General features: G+C 60.8%; 13 protein-coding genes. 5 read left to right on the forward strand and 8 right to left on the reverse strand.

Annotated features, from left to right (window positions below; all coding sequences use genetic code 11):
- Positions 1-53 precede the first annotated feature (53 nt).
- The 3 genes from Q0907_RS18785 to Q0907_RS18795 form a co-directional block, all read right to left on the reverse strand.
- Complete coding sequence (locus Q0907_RS18785) at positions 54-1,169, reverse strand: hypothetical protein (RefSeq protein WP_299347543.1); 1,116 nt, start codon at positions 1,167-1,169, stop codon at positions 54-56.
- 121 nt (positions 1,170-1,290) lie between these two features.
- Positions 1,291-1,908 carry a hypothetical protein gene (locus Q0907_RS18790; protein ID WP_299347545.1) on the reverse strand — a complete coding sequence of 206 codons (618 nt, stop codon included), beginning with the start codon at positions 1,906-1,908 and terminating at the stop codon, positions 1,291-1,293.
- A gap of 672 nt (positions 1,909-2,580) precedes the next feature.
- Positions 2,581-2,886 carry a hypothetical protein gene (locus Q0907_RS18795; RefSeq protein WP_299347546.1) on the reverse strand — a complete coding sequence of 102 codons (306 nt, stop codon included), beginning with the start codon at positions 2,884-2,886 and terminating at the stop codon, positions 2,581-2,583.
- 156 nt (positions 2,887-3,042) lie between these two features.
- On the opposite strand from Q0907_RS18795, the gene Q0907_RS18800 reads away from it, so the two are divergent.
- Positions 3,043-4,116: a hypothetical protein gene (locus tag Q0907_RS18800; protein WP_299347548.1), complete on the forward strand. Its 1,074-nt coding sequence runs from the start codon at positions 3,043-3,045 to the stop codon at positions 4,114-4,116.
- 173 nt (positions 4,117-4,289) lie between these two features.
- The gene (locus tag Q0907_RS18805; RefSeq protein WP_299347550.1) at positions 4,290-4,688 is read left to right on the forward strand and encodes an H-NS family nucleoid-associated regulatory protein; all 399 of its coding nucleotides are present in this window, start codon (positions 4,290-4,292) and stop codon (positions 4,686-4,688) included.
- Here Q0907_RS18805 and Q0907_RS18810 read toward each other — a convergent pair.
- Positions 4,685-5,434 carry a hypothetical protein gene (locus tag Q0907_RS18810; RefSeq protein ID WP_299347552.1) on the reverse strand — a complete coding sequence of 250 codons (750 nt, stop codon included), beginning with the start codon at positions 5,432-5,434 and terminating at the stop codon, positions 4,685-4,687. The two genes, Q0907_RS18805 and Q0907_RS18810, sit on opposite strands and share 4 nt — an antisense overlap.
- A 96-nt stretch (positions 5,435-5,530) precedes the next feature.
- Between Q0907_RS18810 and Q0907_RS18815 the strand changes: the two genes are divergently transcribed.
- Both Q0907_RS18815 and Q0907_RS18820 read left to right on the forward strand, forming a co-directional pair.
- The gene (locus Q0907_RS18815) at positions 5,531-5,857 is read left to right on the forward strand and encodes a helix-turn-helix transcriptional regulator (RefSeq protein ID WP_299347554.1); all 327 of its coding nucleotides are present in this window, start codon (positions 5,531-5,533) and stop codon (positions 5,855-5,857) included.
- 401 nt (positions 5,858-6,258) lie between these two features.
- Positions 6,259-6,381, forward strand: coding sequence for a hypothetical protein (locus Q0907_RS18820; protein WP_299347556.1), 123 nt, complete (start codon positions 6,259-6,261; stop codon positions 6,379-6,381).
- Between the two features lie 441 nt (positions 6,382-6,822).
- On the opposite strand, the gene Q0907_RS18825 is transcribed toward Q0907_RS18820, so the two are convergent.
- Positions 6,823-7,383: a hypothetical protein gene (locus Q0907_RS18825; RefSeq protein ID WP_299347558.1), complete on the reverse strand. Its 561-nt coding sequence runs from the start codon at positions 7,381-7,383 to the stop codon at positions 6,823-6,825.
- A complete protein-coding gene (locus tag Q0907_RS18830; protein WP_299347559.1) occupies positions 7,380-8,330 on the reverse strand; it encodes an SOS response-associated peptidase family protein in 951 nt (316 codons plus the stop codon). The genes Q0907_RS18825 and Q0907_RS18830 overlap by 4 nt, the downstream gene beginning before the upstream one ends.
- Before the next feature lie 202 nt (positions 8,331-8,532).
- Here Q0907_RS18830 and Q0907_RS18835 point away from each other — a divergent pair, with 202 nt between their 5' ends.
- Complete coding sequence (locus Q0907_RS18835; protein ID WP_299347561.1) at positions 8,533-8,988, forward strand: hypothetical protein; 456 nt, start codon at positions 8,533-8,535, stop codon at positions 8,986-8,988.
- A 528-nt stretch (positions 8,989-9,516) separates the two neighbouring features.
- Here Q0907_RS18835 and Q0907_RS18840 read toward each other — a convergent pair.
- Both Q0907_RS18840 and Q0907_RS18845 read right to left on the reverse strand, forming a co-directional pair.
- A complete protein-coding gene (locus tag Q0907_RS18840; protein WP_185896104.1) occupies positions 9,517-9,945 on the reverse strand; it encodes a hypothetical protein in 429 nt (142 codons plus the stop codon).
- 27 nt (positions 9,946-9,972) lie between these two features.
- Positions 9,973-10,584 carry a DNA-3-methyladenine glycosylase gene (locus Q0907_RS18845; RefSeq protein ID WP_245123329.1) on the reverse strand — a complete coding sequence of 204 codons (612 nt, stop codon included), beginning with the start codon at positions 10,582-10,584 and terminating at the stop codon, positions 9,973-9,975.
- Between the last annotated feature and the right edge of the window lie 521 nt (positions 10,585-11,105).

Consider the following 11,105-nt stretch of genomic DNA (forward strand, 5'->3'; position numbering starts at 1 on the left):
CTTCTTCACGTCCAATCTCCTTGGGGTTGGGGATTGGACTCCAGATCGCGGTGCTACTCAAAATTGGGGGGACGTCGGCTGATCGTGACGTCCATCAGGTCCTCCAGCGCGGTGGTATCGGCGGGGTAGACCTGTGGATCGGATGTGTTTGTCTTAGTGGCCGTATCGCTGTTCTCACCGGCGGGGCGATAGGCGCCGGGCATTTGTCTTATGACGGTCTCTTCGATCCTCCTGTTCCACGCCTCCAAGTGACCGCGCGTCTCCGGAACATGAGCGCGACCGAAGTGGATAACTCCCAGAAGCTGGCTCGCCATGCGTTGGCGATTGACGTCCAGTCGATGCGCCATTGCGTTGTCTGCGCTGGTTATTGATGGCATTGCCACGACGCCGATCGCCGGTGCCGTGCCAATGCCGCTGCCAGGCACGTAAACCATCGTCGGCGCAACCAGGTCGCGTGGCACCCAGTGCCGAAGACTGTTAGCGCACGTCACGTTGAAGTCAGTGCCGCTATAGTTAATGCCGAAGGACAGCGTCCAGCTGGAACACAGGCGCAACAGCGCAAAGTAGCCAACGATCAGCCAAGACCGAAGAATCTGCTGCAGGAAGGGCTGGCCGTTGCCATCCTCACCCTCAATGTAGAACGGGCAATCCAAAGCATGTCCGTCGTACTGCGCCCAGTCGGTGAGCTGCAGGGCAAACACCTCGCCCAGTTGGCCCGCTGCGCTGGCATCCTCGACCTCAAAGTCCTCATCGATGAACGGTTGTCCTTCGCGCTGCTCATGCAGGAATGCGAGGATGCTGCGACGCGCGTAGGTCTTGTCGTTGGCGGGATAGCGATCTTTAGGCACGTTATCCCGTATCCACTTGCATAGGTTCTTGAAGAAGGATTCGAACCTCCTGCTGGGTGCGTTACGGCCAGGGAGTGGACCGGAGTAGTCGGTCAGCAGTTCCTGGAACGCCGCAGCCTTCTTCAGAAAGGCCTTGAAGGCACCCGGGCCGGCAAAGGCTGGGTAGTCATCGGCCTCGGCGGTGTTGGTATTCCTGACACGGTGGGGAATGCAGGCGCGCCAGCCCCAAGGCTTGCGGTCTGGTGCGCTTGCGCGGGCCTTCTCTATGGTTTCTGCGAGCGTCTTGACGTGGACGCCATACTGCATGGCCGCCGACGTCATGGACGATCCCGCTGCAACGGCGCGTACAGCTTTGCACCGAGCGTCGAAGGCCTCCTTTCGATCAGATGTCAGTCCGCTGGGCTCACACTGATCCCATTGCCCAATCTCCAAGAGGCTCAGCTCATGCATGGACGACCTCCGGCAAGGACACCCGTGTGGAGACCGTGAGGCGCTGGTTCACATCGATATTGAGCAGGCCGCGATGGATCAGCCAGCACGTCGCGCTGCGCACGTCACGCCAGTCAAACGGGCCGCACAGGGTTCTTTCAATGGCGTGGAAGGAACTGACACGATGGGTCCTCATATGCTCCAGGACGGCATCAGCGAATACGGTGAGACCTGCCAAGGCATCGGCCGCTTGTACGTAGGGCAGCAGTTCCAAGCGCGTGGCATTTGCGACCCTGGCCAGGATCAGCGACTGGGGCTTGCGGATGGCCAGTGTCAACCCGGCGGTGCGGGCCGCGTCCAGAAGTTTGCTGCACACACGTTCTTCGGCGCGTACAGCCTGAATGCTGGGCTTGGACTGGCGGCGAAAGATGGAAAAACTCTCGGCGCCGCTTCGCCGACTGACCCAGAAGCACAACTCGATCTGACGATCCTCGACTGAAAGGCATCGTGGTCGCTCGACGTAGCTGACCACATCGGGATCGAACTCATACTCCAGCGCGAGTGCAAGTCGGCAGGGTTCTACGACCGAGACGACCCGCATCTTGTGCTTGGGTGACAGGTAGTAATACACATCGTTCTTGCGCTCCTCGCGGTGGGTGAGAGCGCGAGACGTTAGGGGTGGGTGCGGAACCTCTGCATAAGACGCTCGCGATTCGGGGTTCAGGGGGCTAGTCACGTGCTTCCCCGGCTTGGATGGATGCACGCGAGGAGGGCTCAGCTGCGCTCGTGGGTAGTGCAAGGGTTGGACGGACCTGTGTCGAGAGGACCGGGATGTCCATGACGGTATCGGGCAGTGGCAGTCGCCACTCACTCAGCACGTGTTCTGGCTCCTGGTAGACGAACAATCGAACCAGACGGTTTCGCGCCACGTCATAGACCGCATAGCCTTCGTACTGACGTCGGCCAAGGTGGGGACGGGGCGAGGTATCGTCGTGAATCACTTCCACCCGGTGCACATACATTTCGGGCAAGTGATAGGGACGCGGCTCAGATCTGGAAAACACCAGATATCGGGGCTGGACCATTGAACGGACAGGGCTCATGGCGCTACTCCAAGCAGTTCTCTCCCGCACCCGAACTTCCAGATAGGAAGAGGTGTACCAAGTGGCGAAATGGGAGTAGGATCAGCGCGTTCCTGCTGTTCGCTGCTCTAAAGACGCCCGGTCGCCACCGGGCGTCAACATTTCTGGCTTAGGCCGCTGGTCTGAAACACTCTTGAGGTGCCTGCGTGAGGTCGGCACTGTCACCTATCGCGGACGCGGGAGCGCGGCATAGCTCCCGGATGCACTTGCTGGGTTGAGCTAACAGCGAAAGGACGGTCGCCGCCAGAACGGCGATATTGGTGCGCCAGCCAATTGGCGACGTCTTGGGCCAAAGCGAATTTGCCGCGCCGGTTTTCCACGGCAAACACACGCACAGGTACGGTGCCACGCAATTGCGCCTGGCGAAAAGCGTCCAGCGAGCTGTATCCGAGCGCCCGCCAAAGCTCCTCCTGGCCGATCAGGGGCCCATAGGTACGGAGCAGATCGCGCGTCAGCAGGTCTTCCAACGCCTCAGGTGTCGGTCCCGGTGGAGATGCAGCAGGCTCCGCCACACACATGCTCCTTCGGGTCTATGTCATGACAACGCTAGCGCGTCGCTCCGTAGGAAGGTAGGAGTAAAGGGTTTACTCTAGCGGCGTCATAAGCCACTGGGCGGCCTACTGATGTCCGAGTACGAGTCCAAGCGCATTGCGCAGATCTACAGGCGGATTGATGCCGGAAACAATGCCTACTTGATGGAGCAGGTCATCGGCGTATTGCGGGTCAGTGCATGGTTTGAGTTTTTACGCGCCAATTTGCCTGGCGATGCACCGCTTACACCCTATGCGGTAGGAAGACTGCTTCAGCCCGAAACCTATGTGAAGGAGGGAGCGCATCACCAAAACCTCTGGGCGAAGTATGCGCAGGGACAACATGTTCCAAGTGCTCACACTCTCAGCAAGGTTGAGGTGGATGTGCCCGGAAGCGCTGCAGTGCTGAATTCGCGGTTCTGGTGGATGCTCGATTGCAAGCGGCCGAGGGATATGGATGTCGCGATGCTGGATTCGCTGTCTGTTCCGATACGCGATTGCTTGTTTGTCCTCGAACACGGGCGAATCGTCATGACCCGATCTTGGGATGACTCGCTTGATCGCCTATGTGAGCGAGCCAGTGGCTTGGAGGCGCTGGTAGCGGCTGTCTGGGTGCTTAGGGAGGCCCTGCATGCTGGAAAAGAGGACATTTACCTGGACATCGGAGAATACCTTCACTCCATCCTGCTGATGGTGCTGGCATCGAAAGAACTGCACTGGATCCGCTATACGATGATGGCGTTCTTCTTCGAGTTTGTTTTTCCGCTTTGCAGCAGCAGGGACCTGATGTTGGATCCTGACCCCCAGCAGTTGTTGGAGAGCGCCGAGGCGTTCGATGAGGTCCGCTGGGTATATGAAGGCAATGGAACCATCAAGCCTAACTACCAGGGCGACACCTCTTCTTGGTACAGGTTGTTTGAGGGAAGGTTGGGCTGGGATATGCGTCTTGCGCTCGGTCCCAACTATGGCGTCCGCGAAGGGGCCAGCAATCCGGAGGCTCACTTGCACGCCAGGCGCTGTCGAATTTATCGAACCTGCGCGCTGGCTGTATTGGGGCAGGGCCCTGCCGTGGGTGTGCCGCCTAAAGCGGTGCGCCTGAGAGTATGTGGCGGTGAAGCCAGCGCGGCGTTTCGATCAAGGCGTTTGCGCGATATGGCTGACTCTTAGGAGCGCCGTATCTGCGATACCGCACCAGGAGAGCTTGCTGAGTTCAGCCGGACCGGGAGGTCCGCCTCTTGGTAGGGGGATGCGATCAGTCCCAGCGGGCATCAAGCACGCTCACAGCTGGGTGTTTAAACTCCATTTCCCACCGCTTTCTTTCCCAAAGGTCACCACACCGCATGAGTAAGCCCACCCTGGACTCCATCGCCACAGCCAAAGCCAAGCTGGAAGAGGAACTGCGCAACCTGGAACGGCAAGAAGTCCAACTGCGCCAGCAACAGGCGGCTGATGCCTTTGCCGAGGTCATGAATCTGCTGGGCCAGTACAACCCGCACTTCAGCGCCAAGCAAAAAGCGGAGATAGTGGCAGCGGTTGGTGCCAACAACCCGGCGCGGGTCAAAAAGTCCACCGGCAATCAGGAGGTGGCGCCCAAGTACTGGTTGCCACACACGCAGGAGACCTGGAGCGGCCGCGGGCGCCCGCCACGCTCCTTCACCGCTTGGGAGGGCACCGCGGCCTACAAGGAATGGAAAGCCAAGCATCCCAACGAGAAGTTCCCCAAGTATCCGGGCGCCTAGCCAGACCTCGTGAGTCCCGGTTGCAGGGCCTCGGTGCTTGGCAGGGCGGTCCAGTAGGCGGGCCCGAGATTGAACCACTGGCACGCAAGGCCTTGCGCCAGCGCCGTCGGCGGCCGTACCGAAGAGGGGGTGAACCCACAGCGGCCGTAACGACCGGCCGCCACCGCCGCGGCCCGTCGCAAGATCTCGCCATACATGCCTTCGCGTACCCGGGAGGCGGGCAGGGTGCCTTGGCGCGCCAAGGCGGCGCCCTGGCGTACCGCCGCCCACGCGCAGTACCGCCATTGCGCGGCGCTTAGCGACAGGCGCGACAAGCGCTGGGCAAAGGCCATGTCCTGCTGCCAGTGAAGGTCGAACTGGCAGCGGACCAACTGCTCGGCATAGAACGCTTGGGCCTCATCGCGCACCAGGCGTTGCCACAACGCCGCCCCTAGGGTCAGGACCAGTTCGTCGCAGGGTACCGAGGCCAGAAAATCCTCGATCGCGGGTAAGGCGCTCTCGGCCTGATAGGCACTCCAGGTCCACCGCCAGGGAATGCCCTCCAGCGGCGTGTGCCGCGCCCCTACCGTCGAAGCTGATGCTTCCACCGGAAGGGCCAGGATCTGATGGGAGGCCAGGACCTGCAGGGCTTCCATGGCCAGCTCTGCCGTGGGCGCGATCGCCAAACGCTGCTGGTGGGCTTGAAGCAGGGCCCACAAATACACGGCACCGGGCAACCCCAGGTCATCCAGCGTGTGAGGCGTCATCGAAGCTGGCCGCATTGCAGGGATACTAAGATTACCTTAGTATCCAGCGACAGGCACTTCGGCCATCCTTTCGTCAGGATGTGACCCGAGGCCCGTGTGTCCGAATCAGCTGACAAGCGATCGAATTTCGCCAGGCGTCTGGAACAGGCACGCTTGGGACGAGGCCTGACGCAGACTCAGCTGGGTGTTTTGGCTGGTATGGAGCCCGACGTGGCGAGCACCCGCATCAACCAGTACGAGCGTGGTGTCCATGAGCCGCGCTCGCCCACGGCCAAGCAGCTGGCCGAGGCTTTGGGCGTTCCGGCGGCCTTTCTCTATACCGATGATGATCTGCTGGCCAAGCTGCTGCTGCGGTGGGGATCGTTGACCAAGCAGCAGAAGCGCGAGCTGGTCAAGCTGGTCGAGGCTACGCCCGGAAAGTAAGACCATTGCATTGGCGATGAGCCTGAGGAGGTGCCCCCATCGGGCACTCACTCCGCTAGCGCGCTCACTCGCCACACAGAGCCCCGACATAGGGTCGTCAGCTGCTGATGGCGCTAAGACGAGCTGCTAACGAACGTCCGACATTCTGGACAGTGAATCGGATTGAACGATTAGGGGTCGTTATCGAGGGTAGGGCGAGATGCCCTCCATGCTGAGCGATCATCGCTCCGAGCGCGCCGCCCAACGAATCGGCCATCGTGCCGCCAACTCTGGTCAAGCTTGTTGGGGTATTGACAGGTTCCCGCCGCGGGAGGGGTCTCAAGGAAGGCGAGCGGGCGCGGCATATCATCTGAGTGCCGGATTGGCGGGTATTTCCAGAGCACGCGCTCTTGTCGACACCCATGAAGAAGTCACCAGAATCGCCGGCGGTGGCCCATGGCTGGGGCAATGGTGACATCTTGCCCGGCATCAAGATCAGTACCGACGCCATGGCGCGAACGACCAAACCCGCGCAGGAAGACTAAGTCAAGATCTCCGAGTACTAACCTAGTCGAGAGGCTCGCAGTTCAAGTTGAGCACCGCGGGCGAGGAACTGTCAGTCGCGCCCGGTTGCCGGTGCGAATCTTTGCCACTGATCACCACGGGGGAGCACGAGACAAGGATAGCTTCCAACCCAAGGTGGACAACGTTCGGTGACTCCGGCCAAGAGAAGGGAAGGGGCAGGGTCAGAATCCGAACCAGGGTGGTCAGGGCGGCCAGCGCCAGGATGACCAGCGCCAGGGCAACGAGCAGGGCCAGTGCGGCCCGGGTCAGTCCCCCGACCAGGATGAAGAAGAAGGTCAGGGCGGCCAGAATCAGCGCCGCCGCGGCGAGCAGTAGCAGAGACGGTCCCGCGACTGCCCACGCGGCTCGGGTCCCGCCACTGCACTCAAAGAGCTCCTTCCGAGGCTCTTTGTTTTCTGGAGTCAGGTGATCGGGATATCGAGGTCAGCGCCCTCAACATCGTACTTGTCGATGAAGTCGAAGAGGTAGGTCTGGACGACGGCGGCGCTTTCCGGGGTCCGTATGCGGCTGATCAAGTCTTGCAGTTCCCCATCCAGCCAGTCGAGCTGTTGACGCCTTGTCTTGCCAACCCATTCGTCCGAGTGCAGACGTTCCTTGATCGGATCGAACGCGGCAGCAATCGCGGCAGAGACCTGATAGCCAGCAGGCAACTTAGCGTGGACCTCGTCCAGCAGCTCGTCGCGCCCGTCTCCGTAGCTCGGCCCTTGGTTGATTCGGCGATATGGTCGATCCTGGCTATACATGAAGCCGCTGGTATCCATCCCTTCGCCCAAGGCATTGAGCGCATCGCGCACGCCTTCGTCCCACGTCGTCTGATCTGCTGTTTCCAAGAACTCATGCAGTTCCGGGTCCTGGGCGCGGTAGTCCTTCCAGAACTGCCGGAAGGTGTTTGACTGAGGGTAGCTAGCCACCCATGCGTCCAGCGCGTGAATCCTGGCTGCAGCTTCTGCGTTGTCCATCATGCTGCCCTTGAAATGTGGTGTTCGTAGTAGGCCTCCGGCCGATCGTCCAAGATGGCCTGCAGTTCTTCGATTGAGCGCCCCTCAGGTGTCAGCCAGCGGTCCACGTTCTCGGGCTTGATCTGGATGATGGTTCGATCATGGCCCGCGGCGGCTACTTCCGGCGCCGGGTCATCCGTGATCGCGGCGAACGATAGAAGATGTCCATCGCCGTCCGGGGACTCGTTCCACAGGCAAGCGATGATCATGTCCTGCTCAGGCTTGGGCCCGAACTCCAGGACGACGTTCTCCGTGGATTCGCCCTCGGCAAGCTCCCGATGCTCCATGAGGTGGCGCTCGACGTTCTCATAGAAGGCGTTGACGATGATGATCCCGTGCTTGTGACCGAACAGGGCATCCCAGGTCTTGGGGATGCTGTCGCGTCGGGCGTTGTAGGTACCGGGGTACTTGCGCTCTACGTACTCGTTCCAGCCCGGGAGTCGGCACTGGTAGCGCATCGGCTTGATCACCTTCCGGCTGCCCTCCATGACGATCACAGGGGCGTAGTTGCCGGGGAAGAACCGGGCATCCCGGGGCAGGGGTTCCGCGCGCTGTAGGTCGTCTAGATCGAGCTTCAGCTTGCTGATCTTCTCGGTCGAGATGCGGAGGTCTTCCTGCGCCTTCTTGGTGACCTTGGTCTGTAGGGCCCGCTTTGCGTCCGCCTGGCGCTTCTTCTGTTTGAACAGCTCCTGCTGGAGCTCCGTTTCCCGTTCCGCCCGCTGGCGCTGTATCTCGCGCCAGATCTCCTGTGCTTTCGGGTCGCTCAGCCCCCGGAACCAGTCATCTACCGCCTTCGGGCGCCGCTTCTTCTTCGCCCGGTCTGGCGCTGCCCACACGTTCAAGGCGAACTCCTCCAGACTCATCGTGGCGCCATAGTGCCGCACGTACTTGTCGTAGTCGGCCTGGATCATCGCGGAGTAGCACATGGCCCGTCTCTTGTTCCTGATGGGCCGAGCTTAGCAACTTCATCGGTCCGGCTTTGCGACACCTTGTTGGACGGGCTCTGGCCCCCTAAGATCGAGCGGAATCAAGGGGATAGCCCACCATACGGTACGCTGTGGATAAGTCGTATAACCGGACCCAAGGGTCCGTCTATTAGGTAGTTAGGCCCTCATGGAAGATTCCTTCGAGCGCGATCGAAAAGCACGTCAGAAGCGATTCCTAGACAAGTTCTGGGAGGACAGCCCACACGCGCTTGACCTACTGAAGGGACACTTGCTTATAGAGGAGGTTCTGGAGGAAGTAATTGCATCAGCATGCCGCCTCCCCGCGACCATGTACGAAGCAAAGATGAACTTCTTTAATAAGGTCAAGCTCGCTCAGGCTATTTGCGGCGAGGCAATCCCAGCGTGGCGCTGCGCGGAAAGGCTCAATGTGGCCCGCAATGAGCTCGCTCACGGCCGCAATGACAGCGTTCTCCTTGAAAAGATCGATTCGTTCATTGCCGTTACCCGGCAGGGATACTCTGACGGCACGTGGGGTGATGATCGGCAGCACAACCTGGAGATCGCGGTTATCGTGGTTCATGCAGCTCTATCACGGGTGGCCGCTGATAGGATGCGGGCCTAACAATTCATTCAAGCCGAAGCCGCTTCGCGGCTCGGCTTAATTCAGGCGTTTTAGACCCGCATGGACAGATCTCAGCACACCCGCCCGCTTTGGATGGGACTTATCGCCTCGATTGTGTTTGTTCCGGCGTTGATGCCCTGCTTATGGTCTTCTCATCGCAACGGGTGATGGTCCCTACGCTGCTTGTCTTGCTCATGGGACTTCTAATTTCCTCGCCGGTGGCTGTGCTCATAGAACTCCCGCTGGCCTTGTGGCTGCGCTCACGCGGCCGATTAAATGCAATCAATCTTTGCCTGTCTGGCGCACTTGTTGGCGCTGTTGTGCTTGGGCTGTACTCGCTGTATTCCAACTATTGGCCACAGATGAATGACCAGGCGCTTGCCCGTTGGATTGCCCAACAGGCCGCGCTCAAGGCTCTTCTACCTGGCGGCATCTACGGACTCTTGTCCGCTGCTGCATTCTCGGCGGGTGCGGGCCTAACAATTCGTTCAAGCCGATGCCGCTCTTTCCGCGCGCGCTCAGCTTGAACTAGGGCTCAAACTCTCTCGGGGTAGCCAGCCCGCGATGGTTCAGTTCTGCTTGGACGGCTTCCTCTATCTCCGCACCGCACTCCTCAGTGCATCCGTCGAACAACGGTGCTTTAGCCGAGTCCACGGCTCGCCAAAATGCTGCCTCGTCCTGGGTGGCGTCGGGAAATTCTTCAAGCGCAGCCAAGAACATGTCCCAGAGCGGGCCGCCCAGGCGCTCTTGAGCGAGAGTCGTATCCCGAATGCCGAGCAAGCCGCTTAGCTCAAGGAGGCGGTCGTATACCTCCACCTTCAGCTCTGGTGGAGCTTCCTCTTGGACTTGCGCCCAGAGGGCCTCGATGAACTCGTGCGGATTGCTGCCGACCTGACCATCCCGGATGGCGGCCTCGGCTTCGTCCAGACGTTCGCGGATCTGCTCGGCGGTTAGCATGGGCCGACTGTGCACCTCAGTTCGTAGTCACGGCGTGAGATTCGCCGGGGGGAGCCTCGGGGCGCGGGAAACGTACGGATTCCCCAGCACGTGCCAGCGCCATGGGTGCTCCCGGCCTTTGGATATCCCGACCCGGGGGGTCGTTGCAGGCTTGGCCGGCGGTGGGATCCCGTCATCCGCCACCCATACCCCGCGATCCACCGTGACGAGGTCCGCGCCGTTGAGCTCACCTGTGATACCCAATGCTTGCGCCAGCTTGCCTGGCCCATTTCCTAGGTCGACCGCGCGTCTTGGGAGCCCGCGGGCCTCTTGAATCGCCTCCAGGCGCTGGACAGGCTCGATGGCGCGCAAGAGCACCCCGAAACCTTGGCCAACTTCGCCACACACGGTATTGGCGCACCAGTGGATCCCGTAGCTGAAATAGACATAGAGGTGGCCTGCCTCCCCGAACATGGTGGCATTGCGGGCCGTCTTGCCGCGGTAGGTGTGGGCAGCTGGATCCTCTGAGCCGCAGTAGGCCTCGACCTCGACGATCCGTCCCGCCCGGCCGTCAGCCACTACGATCAGCTTATTGAGCAGTTCGGGGGCGACGATTCGCGGGTCGCGAGCATAGAACGAACGGGGGAGGGGAGGTCCCATCTCAGGCCGCCTTTCGTCTTCCGCCAAAAGTCGACGAGAGGGGACGGGACGGCTCCACGGGCTGCCCGCAGGTCCTCGCGACCAAGCGCTCCCGCTGCTTCACCCAGCGTTGTGCCCAGCCCTTCCCACGGTCCAGAGAGCGCACGGCGTATTCCAGAGGTTCGATCCCGTGCCCCTTCAGCACGACCCGGATGAGCCAGCCAGCGCCCATGGGGCCGACTGTCACGATAGGGCAGTCTTTGAGCAGAAGCGTGTGCTGGCCGTGTTCATCAGCGTGCCAGACATATGCAGGAGGGAGGTCAATGGGGGCGGCCATAGTCACGATCCGTGGTGGTGGATAGCCACACGTTACTCAGCGGCCGTGGATGGGCCGTCAAGGTCGGACTATCGATCGCTTGCCGTTCAGCGAAATACTAATAGCGAGGGGCGCACTGGGCGGCTAGGTGTGTAAACCCACCACGTTGTTCAGTGGGATTCGGGTGATGGGTGGCCTGTAGCCAAGGCTGGCATGTGGTCGATGC

The sequence above is a fragment of the uncultured Pseudoxanthomonas sp. genome, assembly GCF_947498795.1.
In the GTDB taxonomy this organism is placed as follows: domain Bacteria; phylum Pseudomonadota; class Gammaproteobacteria; order Xanthomonadales; family Xanthomonadaceae; genus Pseudoxanthomonas_A.